This is a genomic window from Flavobacterium denitrificans DSM 15936, from assembly GCF_000425445.1.
Classification (GTDB): Bacteria; Bacteroidota; Bacteroidia; order Flavobacteriales; family Flavobacteriaceae; genus Flavobacterium; species Flavobacterium denitrificans.
Window position 1 is genome coordinate 255664 of the sequence record NZ_AUDL01000008.1, and the last position, 18335, is coordinate 273998.

Consider the following 18335-nt stretch of genomic DNA (forward strand, 5'->3'; position numbering starts at 1 on the left):
CATCAAAAGTGGATGATTTTTTTATATTTGTCAAAATCAAATCAAGAATTAATGAAAAAAAATATTGCCCTGATTTTGTTGTTGTTAGTCACAACATTAACTTTTGCACAAAGAAGAGAAAAAGTAAAAGGAACAAAAATCGTTACGACATCAATAAAGGAAGTTGGAAGCTTTGACGGACTTGAAGTAGACGACAATCTAGAAGTTTATTTAGAGCGCGGAGAAAAAAACGAAATCAAAATTGAAGCCGATGACAATCTTCATGATATTGTTGCGATGGATTTAAGAGATAAAACGCTTCGTTTGTACACTTCAAAAGAAAGTACAATTTTCAAAAAACTTTCTGTACGTGTAACTTACACAGGGACATTAAACAAAGTAATTGCAAAAAATGATGCTGTTATTTATGCCATTCAAGAATTAAAATTAGATGACATTACATTTAACAGCGTTGATTTTTCAAAATTATATTTAAATGTAAATGCCAAGAAATTTGGCTTAGTTGCTGATGACAAATCGAGGGCAGAAATCAACTTAAAAGCAGACGAAGCTACAATTCAATTGAGCAAAAATGCAGTATTAAAATCCTTGGTTTCGGCCTTAAAATTCAACTGCGATTTGTACCAAAAATCAAATGCTATAATAGAAGGAATTGCTGAAAAAGCAACTATTCGTTTAGATAACAATTCGGTTTTCACGGGAATTAAATTTACTTTAAAAGATGCAAATGTTACTGCCGAAAGTTATTCAGTTGGAAGCATTTTAGCAGAAACCAACATTTCAATTGCTGTTGGCGACAAATCCGAACTTTCATTATTCGGAAATCCAACAATTCAATTGACCCGCTTTTCTGAAGAAGCTAAATTGTTTAAGAAAATAAAATAATTTAGTCGCAGTAACCAGTCTCAGTTTGCAATCTGAAAAGAATCTAAAAAACAAAAGTCCCAATCATAAGATTAGGACTTTTGTTTTTTAGTCTGTAAACTGCGACTGTGACTGAATACTAGAGATTACTCTTTTGAAGCTAAATATCTTTCAGCATCAAGCGCTGCCATACATCCTGTACCTGCAGCAGTAATTGCTTGACGATACACGTGGTCTGCAGCATCTCCCGCTACAAATACACCTGCTACATTTGTATTTGATGTTCCTGGAGTATTTACAATATAACCAGTTTCATCAAGTGTAATATAATCTTTAAAAATATCAGTGTTTGGCTTGTGGCCAATTGCTACAAAGAAACCAGTTGCTGGAATTTCGATAACTTCTCCAGTAGTTTTATTTAAAGCTTTGATAGCGTGAACTACATTATTATCTCCAAGAACTTCAACAGTATCGTGGTTCATTAAAATCTCGATATTTTCAGTTTTGCGAACGCGTTCTTCCATGATTTTTGAAGCTCTAAATTTTTCGCTTCTCACTAACATCGTCACTTTTTTGCAAAGTTTAGACAAGTAATGTGCTTCTTCACAAGCAGAATCTCCAGCACCAACAATTACAACTTCTTGATTTCTGTAGAAGAATCCGTCGCAAACAGCACAAGCAGAAACTCCTCCACCCATATTCAAATAATGTTGTTCTGATGGTAATCCTAAATATTTAGCCGAAGCACCTGTAGAAATAATTACCGTTTCACAGTGTAATTCGATTGTATCGTTAATCCAAACTTTATGAATATCTCCTGAAAAATCAACTTTTGTAGCCCAGCCATCACGAATATCAGCACCAAAACGTTTTGCTTGCTCTTGCAATTGAATCATCATTTCTGGTCCAGTAACTCCATCAACATAACCTGGAAAGTTTTCAACCTCATTGGTTGTAGTCAATTGACCACCAGGCTGCAGTCCTTGATATAACACCGGATTCATGTTAGCTCTAGCCGCATAAATAGCTGCAGTATAACCTGCAGGACCAGAACCTATAATAAGACATTTAATTTTTTCGATTGTATCTGACATAATGTGAATAGTTTTTTTGTGATGCAAATGTAAACTTTATTATAAAAAATTAGGTCTAAAATAAATCCGAAATAACTATCTTGAAATAAGTTTTATTTATTTTCATTATTTCCTTTTGTAAACGAAATTTATTTATATCTTTGCATCCGCTTTCGGGCAGTACCACAAATGCATCTTCGGGGTGTAGCGTAGCCCGGTTATCGCGCCTGCTTTGGGAGCAGGAGGCCGCAGGTTCGAATCCTGCCACCCCGACAAAAGTCTTTTCATTCATTTTGAAAAGACTTTTTTTTGCAATAAACTGAAAATCTTTTAAAAAGAAATATAGTGAACGGTTATCACGTCCCGATTGAGATCGGGAAGGCCGCAGGTTCTCCCGAAAGCTTTCGGGACTGCCACCCCGACTAAAGTCTTTTCATTTTGAAAAGACTTTTTTTTTTGCAATAAACTGAAAACCAAACCTCATTATTCAATTACAAAAAAAAAGCCCACGGTTGAAACCGAAGGCTATACTAAAAAACATTGTATTTACTTATTTCTCCATATTAATGTAAACAGGATACGATTCCCGACTTGGCAAGACAAATTCTTCGTCAAAAGGCTGTATACCCGATTCATTATTATATACTGCTACACGTTTTGCACCAGTTGCCGTACTTCCACCAGTGCTGTTAATAACATTTTGAATATTCCCCGGGCCAGCAAAACGCGTGATACACATTTTTTCAAGTTTTACATTTGGAGTGTTTGGCACTTCAAAACCATTTTTCTTATTCACATTTCCATCAGTTCCCGTAAAAACAGCATACGATCCCATTCCTATAGTGTGATGTTCTTTTACTGAATTTGCAACTTTAAAAGCCGCATAACCATCTACTTTGCCTCCTTGACTGCTCCAAGTGGCTTGATTTGGCGCGTCATATGGAGGTTCATTTTGAAAGAAATAAGTTCTGCCACGCTCCCCAAGCCACAACACCTCATATTCTTGAAAATGCTCAACAAATAAGGCATAAAGCGTAACATCATTGCCTGTAACAATAAGTCCGTTTTTACATCTGTCTCTTGTCCATCTTACAGGGCCGCCTTTTTGCGAACCATGATCAGCACGCCAAAGCCAAAAGTGATCTCCAACAACATTATTACTATTAATTTGCATTGCAACCTGAATCTGAATATTTTTCGATTGAACCCCACCTACTCTACAAGTAATATCTGTCAGCAGAATTGGATCTTCAGAATGATCAGCTTTTGCCCCTTCATTCCCTATCCTAATTTGATATGTTGTACTATTGAACGAATCCATAAGAAGACCCGCTACGATAATCCCATCTTTGTCATCAGCATAAATACATCCCCAAGTATTTTTCTCAGTTGGCTCTAATGTTACTGAAGCAATTCCAGCTCCTAAAAGTATCGCGTCTTTCCTATTCACTTGAATTGGAGCATTTAGCGAATAATGTCCTGGAGTGAAAAATATGTTTTTCCCAGCTTTCAAAGCATTGTTGATTTCTATATCAGTATCACCTTCTTTAGCAACATACCAATCGCTAAGCAAATCCTGAATTTGGCCTTTACCCATATCACTTGATGACCAAGAAATTCCTACTCGATCTTTTTGCCAAGCCGGAACAAATACTTTATACTCGCCATCTTTATCAATAAAAAGAAAAGGTTTTTCTCTAATAATTGGCGTATTTGAAATTGGAGAATTGGACTCATTCGCTTGTGGAGCATTAACACAACCTTGCCAAACCATATTATAGGAACCACCCATTGCTCCAGAGCCTGCAGGAAAAATAGTATTTCGAGTATACCATTGCTGTTGTCCCTTCCAATTTGGTCGGTTAGTTGTATAATGAGCATCAGCAATAAAACCGCCACTCCCCCAAAAGTTGGTATCTCCTATATCTGAAATATATTTAGAAGTACTTTCGATCAACAACCTTCTCGCACTTGTTGATTGAGAAACTGTCCATGAAAAATCACGCATTATTTCTACATTTTCAACAGAACGCCAAAAAGTACAGGTTGCATTTGCACCGCCAGAAAGATGAGGCCGTGTAAATATTGCGCCTAGTTTTACATCTGAAGGAACTTTTCCCAAACCTCCTATATGAGAATAAAACCCTAATTCGATTGCGTTAGCCTCTGTTGACGAACCCGAACCCGACCCACCAACATCATAAGTTTGTCCACTTACATTTGGCTTAAAATAATAGGCCTGACGTTTTGTTGTCCATTCTCCATTTGCACCGCCTAAACCAATGCTACTAAATTGAGAATTTATATCATTTCGTGCTGTTTCAGCTTTTTCATGTTTTCTGTCATAGAAATAGATGTTGTCGCCAAAAATCTGATTTTCCAACGAAATCACTATCGTTATATCATTACGAGAAATTTTATAATAGTTCTCGTATTTATCGGCATTTGGATTATTATCCGTAAAAGTCGATTTTGAAGTAGAACCAACCGACACAAAATCTGATGCTAGCCGACTTCCTCCTCTCGTAATGACATAATTTCCCGAAGAGCCAAAAGCCGACCAAGATAAAGTAATGTTGTGTTTCTTTTTGTTATAAACAATTTTGCGTTCAATTTTATCTTTCTGTATTTTTTCAGCTGGCTCATAAGGTGACACAAAACTGCACAAAACAAGCATTAATCCAAATACCACAGATAAAGAGATTCCCTTTTTAATCATAAAAAAATCTTTTTTGGTTTTAATAGTAATATAGTTTTTAAGGATTCGAAAAATAGCGATAATCTTTAATCTGTGAGTTCAATTTTGTTCCTGAATTTCTCATCAAAAACTATACAAAATCACGATTTCTGAGACGTATCATAGGTTTTTCATACTGAACCAGAAACCAAAACCACTCAAAAAGTTACTTCTTGACAAAAAATGATTGAACTTATATTTTTATTTCGATTTTATGGAATCCAACTTTTTTACAATAAAAACTAAATCTGAATGTTTTTTAGCATTAATATAAATTTAGCTAGTCAAAATTCTTTCATTAATTTCATTCATAACTAAAATTATTTTCTGCCGAACACCCACCGCATAACGATTAAACAAAGTTTCTTAAATGTTAACAAAATAGATTTTCAAAAACCATAAATAATTGTATTTTTACGGTTCAAAATTCAGAAAATAAATGGGCAAAATCATTGCTATTGCTAATCAAAAAGGAGGCGTTGGAAAGACTACTACATCAGTAAATCTTGCTGCCTCATTAGGTGTTTTAGAAAAAAAAGTATTGTTGATCGACGCTGATCCTCAAGCCAATGCCACATCTGGCCTTGGAATTGATGTAGAAACAGTTGAAACAGGAACATATCAGATTCTGGAACATACTGTAACACCAAAAGAAGCCATTTTAAAATGTACAGCTCCAAATGTCGACGTGATTCCAGCTCATATTGACCTTGTTGCTATCGAAATTGAGTTGGTTGACAAAGAAAACCGTGAGTATATGCTCAAAAAAGCATTAGAAGAAGCAAAACAAGAATATGACTATATCATTATTGATTGTGCGCCATCTCTAGGTTTGTTGACCTTGAATGCTTTAACAGCCGCAGACTCTGTGGTTATTCCTATTCAGTGCGAATATTTTGCACTTGAAGGACTAGGAAAATTATTGAACACTATTAAAAGTATTCAAAAAATACACAACCCAGATCTTGACATCGAAGGTTTATTGTTAACGATGTACGATTCAAGATTACGTTTATCAAATCAGGTTGTAGAAGAAGTTCAAAAACACTTCAACGATATGGTTTTTGATACTGTAATTCAGCGAAATGTAAAATTAAGCGAAGCACCAAGTTTTGGAGAAAGTATCATTAACTATGATGCAACAAGTAAAGGTGCCGTGAACTATATTCATTTAGCTCAAGAAATTATAAAGAAAAACAGCAAATAGTTTTTATGACAAAAGCAATTAAAAAACAAGCCTTAGGAAGAGGATTATCAGCATTATTAAAAGATCCCGAAAACGACATTAAATCAGTTGACGATAAAAATGCTGACAAGGTTGTTGGAAACATCATTGAGCTTGAAATAAGTGCTATCGAAATAAATCCGTTTCAGCCTAGAAGCAATTTTAACGAAGAATCATTACGCGAATTAGCCACTTCTATCAAAGAACTTGGTGTAATTCAACCTATTACTGTTCGAAAATTAGAATTCAACAAATACCAGCTGATTTCTGGAGAACGCCGTTTGCGAGCTTCGACATTAGTTGGACTAACGCATGTTCCTGCATATATTCGTATTGCTAATGACAATGAATCATTAGTAATGGCGTTAGTAGAGAATATTCAGCGTCATGATTTAGATCCAATTGAAATCGCTCTTTCTTACCAACGTTTGATGGACGAAATTCAATTAACTCAAGAACAAATGAGTGAGCGCGTTGGAAAAAAACGTTCAACAATTGCAAACTATTTACGACTTTTAAAATTAGATCCGATTATTCAAACTGGTATTCGCGATGGTTTTATCAGCATGGGACATGGTAGAGCAATTATCAACATTGAAGATTTAGACGTTCAGACTGATATTTATCAAAAAATCGTAAGTCAGAATTTATCTGTTCGTGAAACTGAAGCTTTAGTTAAAAATTACCACGAAGGTCAACAGCCAAAAGCTGAAGGAAAACCAAAAGCAGACGCTTCTTTTGTGGTTAGAGAAACACAAAAAAACACTTTCAACGACTATTTTGGTTCGAAAGTTGATATTAAAGTTGCTGGCAATGGAAAAGGAAAAATTACAATTCCATTTAATTCCGAAGCAGACTTTAATAGGATTATAAAATTAATTAATGGATAGTGAATAAGATTGTCCCCATAAGTTTATTGTTCTTTCTCATAGGAACCGCTTCTACTTTTGCTCAAGCAAAATCAGATGCGGTTTTGGTCGCTAAAGACACTACCAAACTGGAAGAAATAGACCCGCTTACACCAGCAAAAGCCGCATTTTATTCAGCAATTTTGCCCGGTTTAGGCCAAGCATACAACAAAAAATACTGGAAAATTCCTTTAGTTTACGGAGCAATTGGTACCAGTCTTTATTTCTACATCGACAACAACAAAAAATACCACGATTATCGCGACGCCTATAAACGTAGGCTAGAAGGATACAATGACGACAACTATCAGTTTTTAGATGATGACCGACTTATTGCAGGTCAGAAATTTTATCAGAGAAACAGGGATTTATCAGCATTATTCGTTGTTGGTTTTTACGTCTTAAATATAATAGACGCAAACGTTGATGCCGCTTTGATTCAATTCAATGTAAACGAAAGACTATCAATGCGTCCAGAAATCTATCCCAACGATGTAACATTCAGACCCAACGTTGGATTAACTTTTAATTATACTTTTAAATAGCATCAACGCTATTTGGAAATTCAAAAAAAACATACAAAATGAAAATTGCGCTTTTAGGATATGGCAAAATGGGTAAAGTAATCGAAAGAATTGCTTTAGAAAGAGGTCATGAAATTATTTTGAAAAAAGACGAATTCAATACATACGAAGGTCTTTCAGAAGCAGATGTTGCGATCGACTTCAGTGTTCCAACTGCAGCAGTAGACAATATATCAAACTGCTTTTACGCTGGTGTTCCTGTGGTTTCGGGAACTACCGGATGGCTAGAACATTACGACGAAATGATTGCATTGTGTAATGAAAAAAATGGAGGCTTTATCTCAAGTTCAAATTTTAGTTTAGGTGTAAATATTTTCTTTGGATTAAATGAATATTTAGCTAAAATCATGAATCAATTTGATTCGTATAAAGTTTCTATGGAAGAAATTCATCATATCCACAAACTTGATGCTCCAAGTGGAACTGCAATTTCATTAGCTCAAGGCGTTATTCAAAATAGCAACTATTCTGAATGGACTTTAGATGAAGCGAAAAACAATCAAATTCATATTGAAGCCAAAAGAATTGGTGAAGTTCCTGGCACTCATACTGTAAATTACGATTCTGCTATTGACAGCATTGAAATAAAACATACCGCTCACAATCGTGAAGGCTTTGCATTAGGAGCTGTAATTGCTGCCGAGTGGTTGGCAGGAAAAACAGGAATTTTCACAATGAAAGATGTATTAAATCTAAAATAAAAACTGATTTAAAGTTCAAAGTTGCAATAATACGGCCTTGAACTTCAAATTCTAAACAAAATATTATGACACTATATTTTTGGTTTGTTTTTTTCTTGGCTGTTCAGGTAATTCATTTTATTGGGACTTGGAAACTGTATCAAGCAGCAGGAAGAAAAAGCTGGGAGGCAGCAATTCCAGTTTACAACTCAATTGTTTTAATGAAAATAATTAGCCGTCCTACTTGGTGGACTTTGTTGCTTTTTATTCCAATTATCAACTTAATTATGTTTCCTGTTGTTTGGGTTGAAACCTTGAGAACATTTGGAAAAAGATCAACCTTAGATACTGTTTTGGGAATTTTCACATTAGGATTTTACATCTATTATGTAAACTACACTCAAAAGCTTGAATATCGTGCAGACCGTGATTTAACCCCAAAAACTAAAACTGCAGACACTGTAAGTTCTTTGCTTTTTGCAATAATCGTTGCAACATTGGTTCATACTTATGTAGTGCAACCATACACAATCCCTACATCATCTCTTGAAAAATCATTATTGATTGGAGATTTTTTGTTTGTAAGCAAATTAAACTATGGCCCTAGAGTCCCTATGACAACTGTTGCTTTGCCGATGGTTCATGACTCTATTCCATTGACAAAAAGCAAATCGTATTTAAAATGGCCACAATTGCCATATTTTAGACTTCCAGCAATTGAAAAAATCAACAGATGCGACATTGTCGTCTTTAACTGGCCTGTCGACACCGTTCATTATTTCTTCGAACCAAAAGGAAGACCGGGTGTTATCAAGCCTATTGACAAAAAATCTAATTATGTAAAAAGATGTGTAGGTATTCCGGGTGACAGTTTAGCAATAAAAGATGGCTATGTCTTCATTAACGGAAAGAAATTAGCTTTACCAGAAAGAGCTAAACCTCAATATTCTTACGCTGTTGCTTTAGACGAAAAAACGCCAATTGACTTTGGAACTATTTTTAAAGAATTAGACATTACTGATCGTGCAGGCTTCAGAACTGAAATTGATGCCGCGGGGAATGCAATCGAAAAAAGAGACACTCTCTATTTAGGAGCTTTAACCGAACTAGGAGCAGAAAGATTCAAAAACACACCTGGTGTCACTGCTGTAATTAGAAAAATTGATAAAGGAAATGACAATGCCATTTTCCCTCATATCAATAAATGGAGCCAAGACAATATGGGCCCAATTTATATTCCTGAAGCAGGAAAGACAGTAGCATTAACAAACGAATCTCTTCCTTTTTATAAAGATATCATTACCAATTATGAAGGAAACACTTTAGAATTAAAAGACTCAAAGTTCTTCATAAATGGAAAACCAGCAACTAGCTACACTTTCAAACAAAACTACTACTGGATGATGGGAGATAACCGCCACAACTCTGAAGACAGCCGTTATTGGGGATATGTTCCAGAGAACCACATTGTTGGAAAACCTGTTTTCATCTGGTTAAGCTGGGATACAAACGGAAAAGGAATCAACAAAATACGCTGGAGCAGAGTTTTCACAACTGTTGACGGCGAAGGCCAACCGCAATCGTATTTCAAATACTTCCTAATCCTTCTTGCTCTTTATTTCGTTGGAGAATTCTTCTGGAGAAAAAGAAAAGAAAACAAAGCATAATAAAAAATAAGTTATTTTTGTTTCAGGTTTCAAGTTTCACGTTATTTAACGTCAACTTGGAACCTGAAACTTTTAAACCTGAAACAAACAAGATGAATTCGTTACTACTTCCTACCTATTTTCCATCAATAAGCCACTTTGCTGTTATGGCTCAATCTGAGACTATTACTTTTGAAATGGAGGATAATTTTCAGAAGCAGACTAACAGAAACAGGACTTACATTTACAGTCCAAATGGAATTCAATTGTTGAATATTCCAGTGAAGCATTCAAAAGCGGCGCATCAAAAAACAAAAGATATTTTGATCGAAAACGAATTTGACTGGCAGAAACAGCATTTTAAATCGCTTGAAGCAGCATATAGAAGCTCTCCTTTCTTCGAGTACTTCGAAGATGATATTGTACCTATTTTCGAAAAAAAACACACTTTTTTAACGGATCTTAATTTCGAAGTTTTAGACACTGTAACAAAATGCCTACGAATGAAATTAGATTTTAGCAAAACCACTGAATATTTTCATGAAACACCCGATTTTAATGATTTCCGATATTTAGCAAATGGAAAAAAAGACGCTAATTCATTCGAAAAATACACTCAGGTTTTTGATGACAAACATGGTTTCATAAACAATTTAAGCGTATTGGATCTGCTTTTTAACGAAGGCAAATTCGCAATGGATTATTTAAAAACACAGAAAATACTTTAAGCTCTGAATTGCAGAATTGTAAGTTGTAAGCTGTGAAATATACTATTTATTTTAATCCAACATTTCACTTTCGACTTTCGACTTTCGACTTTTGACCTTTGACTTTTGACTTTTGACTTTCGACTTTTGACTTTCGACTTTCGACTTAAAAACCTATTCCATCGAAAGCCTTGCCATAATAGGATAATGATCTGAATTTTCGAAATCTGAAAAACTTTCGAATTGTTTCACTTTCATTTTACTATCTGTAAAAATATAGTCAATTCTTGCTGGATAATATTTGAACTTATAAGTTGCTCCAAATCCCCCTCCAGCTTCTTCAAAAGCATCTTTTAGTTTTCCTTTAATATTTCTATATACATACGAAAAAGGGCTATTATTCATATCTCCGCAGATGATCATTGGAGTTTTGCATTTTTTAATATGTTCTTTAAAAATCTCTGCTTGCTCTTGCTGTTGCTTAAACCCTTTGCTTATTCTGTTATAAATTAGCTGTGATTTCTTCTGATTTACGTTGTCAATATCATTTGAAATCTCATTTACATCTGGCGATATTCTAATAGACTGCAAATGCATGTTATAGACACGAATAATATCTTTTCCTCGTTTAATATCAGCATATACAACATTGTTATCTGATTTTGGAAATACAATATTCCCTTCTTCGATTATTGGAAATTTGGAAAAGATAGCCTGTCCGGTTTTAATTTTATTACCATCAATAAAAATATAACGGTGCGGATACACTTTTAAATCCAAATGTGCCGAATTTGAATATTCTTGAATACAGAGAATATCAGGATCTTTTTCATCAATAAACGTTTTGATGTTTTCTGGAATATCATCACGATCCAACCATTTGAAAACATTAAAAAGACGAACGTTATAACTCATAACTGAAAAGTTTTTTTCATCTTCAACATAATCCTTAGCAGAAAATTTATAGAATTTGCTAATGAAAGTAATTCCCATCAATAAAACCAATCCAGATAAAATTAGACGCTTTTTGAACTGAATTGCCCAATACAGAAAGAAGAATCCATTTGCGACGAAAAAAGCAGGCATAAACAGCGTAAGCACCGATAAAAGCGGAAAACTTTTAGGTGCTAAAAAAGGTAAAATATAAATGCTAAAAGTAAAAACAGTAAGCACTATATTCAAAAAGAACATTATTTTATTAAACCACGAAAGGTTTTTCATATTATTTGCTAAAAGGATTTATTTTCCAGCTCTAAATAGAAACTCTTTTTCTTCTTTTGTCAGACAATCATAACCAGACTGGCTAATCTTATCTAAAATTTCATCAATTTGTTGTTGTGTCTTGTCTTTCGCAACAATTCTTGACGAAGTTTTTTCCGTAGGTTTTTTGTAATTCTTATGAACTTTTGTGAATGGGGTCGTTGGGGATTTTCTAAACAGATTAGCAAAAAAGTCTAATACTCTAGAAACAATGATACTTAAATCAGTACCATTTTGAAGCAGTTTTATAAATATAAAACCGAAAAATGCGCCTGCTAAATGCGAAATATGTCCGCCCATATTTTCAAGGCGCAACTGCATTAAATCTAAAAGTAAAATTACGCCAGTAATATGCCAGAGTTTAACATTTCCGAAAAACAATAATCTCACATTCATTAAAGGCTGATAGGTTGTCGCAGCAACTAAAATTGCCATAATGGCCGCCGAAGCACCAACTATTAAAGCTGAATTCCCTAAAATATAATAACTTAATGCAAATATGATTCCTGAAAAGATAGCTCCTAATATATAAAGACCTAAATATTGTTTTTGACTAAAAAACGTTAAAAACAGATTACTTGCAAAATTCAAAACCAGCATATTGAACAACAGATGCATGAATCCGAAATGGAAAAAAGAATACGTTAAAAATGTCCATGGTTTGAACATAAAAACCTGCGGATCTGACGACAATGCCAGCCAATTTGGAAAATCAAATACACCAATTGAAAACTTATAGAAAACCAAAGAAATTAAAAAACAAGCAACATTCCAATAAATAACACGCATGGCGATACCACCAAGTTTGTATTGCAGTTTTAAATCGTCTAGAATATTCATAAAGTCTTCTTTTCGTTTTTTAAAGTTAATCAATTAAAGTTAAAAATTAATTCCAACGATTGTTATTAAACTGATTTTTTTTCCAGTACAACATCATTAAAAAACCAGCAATTGCCCCACCAATATGTGCAAAATGCGCAATTCCAGTTCCGCCACTTCCAAATAAAGAACTTCCTTTAAACCCTAAAAACAAATCTACTGCCAAAATTCCAGGAACAAAATATTTTGCTTTTATCGGAACAGGAATAAATAATAATCCCAATTGCGCATTAGGAAACATAAAAGCAAAAGCCGTTAATAAACCGTAAATTGCTCCAGAAGCTCCCAAAACAGGGGACTGAACAATTCCTGCTGCCTGTCCTAAAACATTAAATTGCTCCTGAGTACAATGTGCATTTTTTAAAATTGTAGCAACTTCACCTTGTATGATTTCGCCAGATTCATATCTCATATTCAAAATCAAATGAAGATCTGCTTTAGATAAATTTAAACCAGATACAGAATCCAGAAGCGAATGCAATTGTAAATAATTTACTCCTGTATGAAGCAATGCAGCTCCAAGTCCGCAGGAAATGTAAAAAAACAAGAATTTTTTTCCACCCCAAAAATGCTCTAATGCAGATCCAAAGCTGTATAATGCAAACATATTGAATAAAATATGTGCAAAATTTGGCCATGGCGCATGCATAAACATATGCGTAAAAACCTGCCATAGTCTGAAATCATTGCTTTCCGGATAAAACAATGAAAAATATTCGTAGGAAATCGGTACCATTTGAGCACCAATAAAAAATATAATATTAATTATAAGCAGTTGTTTGACAACTGGAGTCATGTTCATCATAAAGCAAACTTTTTATCTATATCTTCCACACGCATAGTGATGAAAGTAGGTTTTTGAAAAGGTGAAATATTTGGATCTTTACAAGCAAATAATCCATTTACAAGATTATCTTGTTCTTTTTCGGTTAAATAAGACCCTGTTTTAACCGCTAAACTTTTTGCCATTGATTTGGCAATTGTATCATTTTGACTGTAACTGTTTGCCGGAATTCCGTCCTGCAAATCACTCAATAATTGATCAATTACAATCGAAACTTCGCTCTCGGTAATATTTACAGGGATTCCAGAAATCACAATATGATCTGTTTTCGCATCTTCAAAAATAAATCCTGTTGTTTCTAATGAAGGTTTTAATTCCTCAATCAATTTCATTTCAACAGTAGAATAAAACAAATCCAATGGAAAAAGCAATTGTTGGCTTGAAGCTTGATTAACAGTCATATTCAACAAAAATTGCTCATACAAAATACGCTGATGCGCTCGTTGCTGATCTACAATAATCATTCCTGATTTAATTGGCGAAACAATATATTTTTTATGAATTTGATACGTTTTCTGACTTGCTTGTTCTACTTCATCATCATTAAACAAAGACGATGTCACTTCTTCATTTTCAAATGTAAAAGGCGAACTTTCAATCGTTTCTGGATTTTCGGTATCCAAACCAACATATAAACTCTCCCAACTTACTGTTGGTTCGACTCTTTTTGAATAACCCGAATAAGATGATCCTGAATACGAAGAACCAGAAGATGACGACGATAATGAAGATCCTGAACTATAGCCAGATCCTGAACTTCCTTTTGAATAATGCTGATTCGTTTTATCATCTGTGAAGGGATTGAAATTCCCATCAACTTGAATTGTTGGCGTTTCAGCTTCTAAATCTTTATAATGATATGGCGTGTCTAAATTGGCATCTCTTTCAAAATCCAAAACAGGAGCCACATTAAATTGTCCCAAACTATGTTTGATCGATGCTCTTAAAATGGCATATAAAGCCGATTCATCGTCAAACTTAATTTCAGTTTTTGTTGGATGAATATTAATATCGATGGTATTTGGCGGTACTTGCAAGTATAAGAAATAACTTGGTTGCATGCCATCTTTCAAAAGACCATCATAAGCCGCCATAACCGCATGATGCAAATAACCACTTTTTATAAAACGATCGTTCACAAAAAAGAACTGCTCTCCTCTGCTCTTTTTCGCAAATTCCGGTTTGCATACAAAACCCTGAATATTTATAATCTCGGTATCTTCATTTACAGGAACCAATTTTTCATTGGTTTTGCCCGACATAATTCCGACAATCCTTTGACGATATCCTGCTGATGGAAGATTGTACAATTCGCTTCCGTTATGATAAAAGCTAAAATGAATATTTGGATGCGCCAAAGCCACACGTTGAAATTCATCCATAACATGACGAAATTCAACTGTATCAGACTTTAAGAAATTACGGCGTGCTGGAATATTGAAAAACAAATTTTTGACCGCAAATGACGTTCCTTTCGGCAAAACAGCCACTTCCTGCGAGACAAATTTACTTCCCTCGATTACGATATGCGTTCCCAATTCGTCTTGATCTTGCTTGGTTTTCATTTCCATGTGAGCAATCGCCGCGATTGATGCCAAAGCTTCTCCACGAAAACCTTTTGTTCCCAGCGAAAACAAATCCTCCGCCTGACGAATTTTTGAAGTGGCATGACGCGCAAAACACAAACGGGCATCTGTAACCGTCATTCCTACTCCATTATCAATAACCTGAACTAATGATTTGCCGGCATCTTTTATAATCAATTTAATATCAGTCGCTTTTGCATCAACAGCATTTTCTAACAGCTCTTTTACAACTGAAGCTGGTCTTTGAACCACCTCTCCAGCGGCAATTTGGTTAGCAACGTGATCAGGAAGTAATTGAATAATACTCGACATTAAAAAATTTGGGTTAAAGGTTTTTTCCTTGATTTTATGGTTAAAAATCTTAGATTAAAAATGTTAGTCCACTTTGGATTTTAAAAAACCAAGGTGTACAAATTTAATGAATTTTGATTGTGATTTTGAATATCTGCAGTCATAAAAAAAACAAAAAACCTATACTATTTTTACACAGTATAGGTTTTAGTATTTTTTAAAACAATTGTGTTTTATTCGTTTTCGATTTTTCTTGGAGAATCTTCAATTTGAAGCGCGCCAGAAGTCAATAAAGGCTGATTGAAAGCATGAGTTATTGATGCCTGCTGACGAATGTATGCCATTTTGATTGCTGCAATTGCAGCTTCGGTTCCTTTGTTGCCGTGAGCACCACCACTTCTGTCGATTGACTGCTGCATATTATTATCTGTTAAAACACAAAAAATAACCGGGATATCAGTTTGTACATTCAAATCTTTAATTCCTTGCGTTACGCCTTCACAAACAAAATCAAAATGCTTAGTTTCTCCTTGAATTACACATCCAATTACAATTACAGCATCAACATTTTGTGTTTGCAACATTTTTTTTGCGCCATAAATAAGCTCAAAACTCCCTGGAACATTCCATCTGATGATTTGCTGCGCAGGAACATCACAATCTACTAATGCATCAAAAGCACCATTATATAGTCCTTCTGTTATAACATCATTCCATTCAGAAACAACAATCCCAAATCGAAAGTCTTTCGCATTTGGGATTGTGTTTTTATCGTATTCTGATAAATTTTTATTTTCAGTAGCCATTTGTACTATTTTAAATTTTAGTCCAAATCCCGAAACAATCGGGACGGGATAGATTTCAGATTGCTAAAATACGAATCTAAAATCAAAAATCTGAACTCAAAAAGTATAATTATTGCGCTAATCCAATCAATACATCAACAGAAGCAGCTTCTGGAGTTGCATCAAAATTATCCTTGATATCATTTAAATATTTTAAAGCATCTTCTTTCTGACCTAGAGCGATTGCAGTTTTAGCTGCTTTTAACAAGAAACGAGGCGTAGTAAAATCATTTTTATTAACACCAGCCGCTTTAACATAATAGCTCAAAGCTTCTTTTTGATTGTTTTTTTGAGAATAAGCATCTCCAATAGCTCCAGTCGCCAAAGCACCTAAAATAGCATCTTCAGATTTAAATTCTCCAAGATATTTGATAGCATCATCAAATTTCCCCGTATTCAAATATGCCATACCAGCATAGTAGTTTGCTAAATTTCCAGCATCTGTCCCAGAATATTCATCTGCAATTTTAATGAATCCAAATTTACCTTCTGATCCGTTTAATGCTAATTTATATAACGAATCACTTGCAACACCGTTTACAGCTTTATCAAAGTTTTGCTGCGCAACAAACATTTCGTTTGCAGCTTCGTCTTGTTTAGGAGTTTCAATAAATTTTTGGTAAGCCAAATAACCGATAGTAGCTACTGCAATACCAGCAACTAAACCAATAATAATTTTTTGATTTTTAGCCACCCAATCCTCAGTTCTTGAAGCAGTTTCGTCTAATTTAGAAAAAACACCAGCTGTTGTGCTGTCTTTTTCATCAATAACTACCTGTTGTTCTTCAGTAACTTCTTTAACTTCCTTCTCTTTTGGTGTCTTATATCCTCTTTTATTGTAAGTTGCCATTTAAAAATAATTTAGTGAACGGCAAAAATAAAATTTTTCTTGAAACTGAGACAAAAAAAATCAATTTTATCACTATTTTAAAAAAAATATTTTTCTTATTCGCTTGTCCTTTCGCGGAAGCGGTAAAATAAATCGGCTAGAGATTGCTGTAAAGCCAATTATATCGATAATTTTCGGTAATTTGCACCCTCAAATTTTTGCTGTTCAAAAACAGCAAATTTTACACTTGGAGTCCCTAAAAAATGCATTTAAACAAGATCTCATTATTCAATTATAAAAACTTTTCTGAAGCTAATTTTGATTTCGACGTCAAGATCAACTGTTTCGTGGGAAAAAATGGCATTGGAAAAACCAATGTACTTGATGCAATTTATCATTTGGCTTACGGAAAAAGTTATTTTAATCCGCTTGCGGTTCAAAACATCAAGCACGGCGAAGAGTTTTTTGTAATCGATGCCGAACTTGACAAAAATGAAAGAACAGAACAGATTGTTTGCAGTTTAAAAAAAGGACAGAAAAAGGTTTTAAAAAGAAACGGAAAAGCCTATGATAAATTTTCTGATCATATCGGGTTTATTCCTTTAGTAATTATTTCACCTGCCGACCGCGATTTGATTGTGGAAGGAAGTGAAACGCGCCGTAAATTTATGGACAGCGTTATTTCGCAATTAGACTCAACTTATTTGCATGAATTGATAAACTACCAAAAAGTGATTACGCAGCGAAACGCGCTCTTAAAATATTTTGCACTCAATCATACTTTTGACAACGACACCTTATCTATATATAATGAGCAGTTGCAAGAATATGGAAAATCGATTTTTGAAAAACGAAAAGATTTCCTCGAGCAGTTTATACCTATATTTAATAGACACCATCAAGCCATAACTGGATCTGAAGAAAGCGTTCAATTAGTTTATGAAAGTCATTTGTTCGAAAAAGACTTACTAACGCTTTTACAGGAAAACGTAAATAAAGACCGAGCATTGCATTACACAACTGTTGGGATTCACAAAGACGATTTATCTTTTGAAATTGATTCGCATCCAATAAAAAAATTCGGATCGCAAGGACAGCAAAAATCTTTTCTGATTGCTTTAAAACTGGCTCAATTTGAATTTCTGAAAAAACAGAGTGGTGTAAAACCAATCCTTTTGTTTGATGATATTTTTGACAAACTGGATGAAACTCGCGTTGCTAAAATTGTAGAAATGGTAAACAGCGAAACCTTTGGACAGCTTTTTATTTCTGACACACATCCAGAAAGAACCGAAGCGATTGTAAAATCAACACATCAGAGTTATAAAATATTCAATTTATGATTTTAGCTGATTACTAAAATTGATATAATTTGTA

General features: G+C 34.3%; 16 protein-coding genes and 1 tRNA gene. 9 read left to right on the forward strand and 8 right to left on the reverse strand.

Translation table 11 applies throughout. The features are described 5' to 3' along the window. Positions 1-51: 51 nt before the first annotated feature. Complete coding sequence (locus H600_RS0104685) at positions 52-885, forward strand: GIN domain-containing protein (protein WP_026727706.1); 834 nt, start codon at positions 52-54, stop codon at positions 883-885. A gap of 125 nt (positions 886-1010) precedes the next feature. On the opposite strand, the gene trxB is transcribed toward H600_RS0104685, so the two are convergent. After that, the gene (gene trxB / locus H600_RS0104690) at positions 1011-1958 is read right to left on the reverse strand and encodes a thioredoxin-disulfide reductase (RefSeq protein WP_026727707.1); all 948 of its coding nucleotides are present in this window, start codon (positions 1956-1958) and stop codon (positions 1011-1013) included. A 177-nt stretch (positions 1959-2135) separates the two neighbouring features. Here trxB and H600_RS0104695 point away from each other — a divergent pair. After that, positions 2136-2210 (forward strand) — tRNA-Pro (locus H600_RS0104695). A gap of 277 nt (positions 2211-2487) precedes the next feature. Here H600_RS0104695 and H600_RS0104700 read toward each other — a convergent pair. Continuing rightward, positions 2488-4656: a hypothetical protein gene (locus H600_RS0104700; protein ID WP_026727708.1), complete on the reverse strand. Its 2169-nt coding sequence runs from the start codon at positions 4654-4656 to the stop codon at positions 2488-2490. 457 nt (positions 4657-5113) lie between these two features. Here H600_RS0104700 and H600_RS0104705 point away from each other — a divergent pair, with 457 nt between their 5' ends. The 6 genes from H600_RS0104705 to H600_RS0104730 all read left to right on the forward strand — a co-directional run bounded on the left by H600_RS0104705 (position 5114) and on the right by H600_RS0104730 (position 10445). Beyond that, positions 5114-5881, forward strand: coding sequence for a ParA family protein (locus H600_RS0104705; protein ID WP_026727709.1), 768 nt, complete (start codon positions 5114-5116; stop codon positions 5879-5881). 5 nt (positions 5882-5886) lie between these two features. Beyond that, positions 5887-6789 carry a ParB/RepB/Spo0J family partition protein gene (locus H600_RS0104710; RefSeq protein ID WP_026727710.1) on the forward strand — a complete coding sequence of 301 codons (903 nt, stop codon included), beginning with the start codon at positions 5887-5889 and terminating at the stop codon, positions 6787-6789. Next, positions 6789-7352 carry a DUF5683 domain-containing protein gene (locus H600_RS0104715; RefSeq protein ID WP_035108377.1) on the forward strand — a complete coding sequence of 188 codons (564 nt, stop codon included), beginning with the start codon at positions 6789-6791 and terminating at the stop codon, positions 7350-7352. The genes H600_RS0104710 and H600_RS0104715 overlap by 1 nt, the downstream gene beginning before the upstream one ends. A 38-nt stretch (positions 7353-7390) precedes the next feature. Then, the gene (gene dapB, locus H600_RS0104720) at positions 7391-8092 is read left to right on the forward strand and encodes a 4-hydroxy-tetrahydrodipicolinate reductase (protein ID WP_026727712.1); all 702 of its coding nucleotides are present in this window, start codon (positions 7391-7393) and stop codon (positions 8090-8092) included. Positions 8093-8157: 65 nt separating this feature from the next. Beyond that, the gene (gene lepB, locus H600_RS0104725; RefSeq protein WP_026727713.1) at positions 8158-9738 is read left to right on the forward strand and encodes a signal peptidase I; all 1581 of its coding nucleotides are present in this window, start codon (positions 8158-8160) and stop codon (positions 9736-9738) included. A gap of 92 nt (positions 9739-9830) precedes the next feature. After that, complete coding sequence (locus H600_RS0104730; protein WP_026727714.1) at positions 9831-10445, forward strand: WbqC family protein; 615 nt, start codon at positions 9831-9833, stop codon at positions 10443-10445. Between the two features lie 153 nt (positions 10446-10598). Here the strand turns inward: H600_RS0104730 and H600_RS0104735 are convergent, their stop codons facing one another. The 6 genes from H600_RS0104735 to H600_RS0104760 all read right to left on the reverse strand — a co-directional run bounded on the left by H600_RS0104735 (position 10599) and on the right by H600_RS0104760 (position 16979). After that, entirely contained in the window at positions 10599-11645 is a 1047-nt protein-coding gene (locus tag H600_RS0104735) for an endonuclease/exonuclease/phosphatase family protein (protein ID WP_026727715.1), read from the reverse strand. Between the two features lie 18 nt (positions 11646-11663). Next, on the reverse strand, positions 11664-12524 hold the full coding sequence (locus tag H600_RS0104740; protein ID WP_026727716.1) for a rhomboid family intramembrane serine protease: 861 nt from the start codon (positions 12522-12524) through the stop codon (positions 11664-11666). A 46-nt stretch (positions 12525-12570) separates the two neighbouring features. Then, positions 12571-13368, reverse strand: a complete 798-nt coding sequence (locus tag H600_RS0104745) for a rhomboid family intramembrane serine protease (RefSeq protein WP_026727717.1) — start codon at positions 13366-13368, stop codon at positions 12571-12573. Then, positions 13365-15305: a DNA mismatch repair endonuclease MutL gene (mutL, locus tag H600_RS0104750; RefSeq protein ID WP_026727718.1), complete on the reverse strand. Its 1941-nt coding sequence runs from the start codon at positions 15303-15305 to the stop codon at positions 13365-13367. The genes H600_RS0104745 and mutL overlap by 4 nt, the downstream gene beginning before the upstream one ends. Positions 15306-15517: 212 nt before the next feature. Next, the gene (gene ribH / locus H600_RS0104755) at positions 15518-16090 is read right to left on the reverse strand and encodes a 6,7-dimethyl-8-ribityllumazine synthase (protein WP_026727719.1); all 573 of its coding nucleotides are present in this window, start codon (positions 16088-16090) and stop codon (positions 15518-15520) included. 109 nt (positions 16091-16199) lie between these two features. Further along, positions 16200-16979: a tetratricopeptide repeat protein gene (locus H600_RS0104760; RefSeq protein ID WP_026727720.1), complete on the reverse strand. Its 780-nt coding sequence runs from the start codon at positions 16977-16979 to the stop codon at positions 16200-16202. 242 nt (positions 16980-17221) lie between these two features. Here H600_RS0104760 and recF point away from each other — a divergent pair, with 242 nt between their 5' ends. Continuing rightward, complete coding sequence (gene recF, locus H600_RS0104770; RefSeq protein WP_026727721.1) at positions 17222-18301, forward strand: DNA replication/repair protein RecF; 1080 nt, start codon at positions 17222-17224, stop codon at positions 18299-18301. Positions 18302-18335: the final 34 nt, after the last annotated feature.

Bases quoted from the DNA above. Each gene is read 5' to 3' on its own strand.
- H600_RS0104685 (WP_026727706.1), top strand. From the start codon at position 52: ATGAAAAAAAATATTGCCCTGATTTTGTTGTTGTTAGTCACAACATTA.
- trxB (WP_026727707.1), bottom strand. From the start codon at position 1,958: ATGTCAGATACAATCGAAAAAATTAAATGTCTTATTATAGGTTCTGGT.
- H600_RS0104700 (WP_026727708.1), bottom strand. From the start codon at position 4,656: ATGATTAAAAAGGGAATCTCTTTATCTGTGGTATTTGGATTAATGCTT.
- H600_RS0104705 (WP_026727709.1), top strand. From the start codon at position 5,114: ATGGGCAAAATCATTGCTATTGCTAATCAAAAAGGAGGCGTTGGAAAG.
- H600_RS0104710 (WP_026727710.1), top strand. From the start codon at position 5,887: ATGACAAAAGCAATTAAAAAACAAGCCTTAGGAAGAGGATTATCAGCA.
- dapB (WP_026727712.1), top strand. From the start codon at position 7,391: ATGAAAATTGCGCTTTTAGGATATGGCAAAATGGGTAAAGTAATCGAA.
- lepB (WP_026727713.1), top strand. From the start codon at position 8,158: ATGACACTATATTTTTGGTTTGTTTTTTTCTTGGCTGTTCAGGTAATT.
- H600_RS0104730 (WP_026727714.1), top strand. From the start codon at position 9,831: ATGAATTCGTTACTACTTCCTACCTATTTTCCATCAATAAGCCACTTT.
- H600_RS0104735 (WP_026727715.1), bottom strand. From the start codon at position 11,645: ATGAAAAACCTTTCGTGGTTTAATAAAATAATGTTCTTTTTGAATATA.
- H600_RS0104740 (WP_026727716.1), bottom strand. From the start codon at position 12,524: ATGAATATTCTAGACGATTTAAAACTGCAATACAAACTTGGTGGTATC.
- H600_RS0104745 (WP_026727717.1), bottom strand. From the start codon at position 13,368: ATGATGAACATGACTCCAGTTGTCAAACAACTGCTTATAATTAATATT.
- mutL (WP_026727718.1), bottom strand. From the start codon at position 15,305: ATGTCGAGTATTATTCAATTACTTCCTGATCACGTTGCTAACCAAATT.
- ribH (WP_026727719.1), bottom strand. From the start codon at position 16,090: ATGGCTACTGAAAATAAAAATTTATCAGAATACGATAAAAACACAATC.
- H600_RS0104760 (WP_026727720.1), bottom strand. From the start codon at position 16,979: ATGGCAACTTACAATAAAAGAGGATATAAGACACCAAAAGAGAAGGAA.
- recF (WP_026727721.1), top strand. From the start codon at position 17,222: ATGCATTTAAACAAGATCTCATTATTCAATTATAAAAACTTTTCTGAA.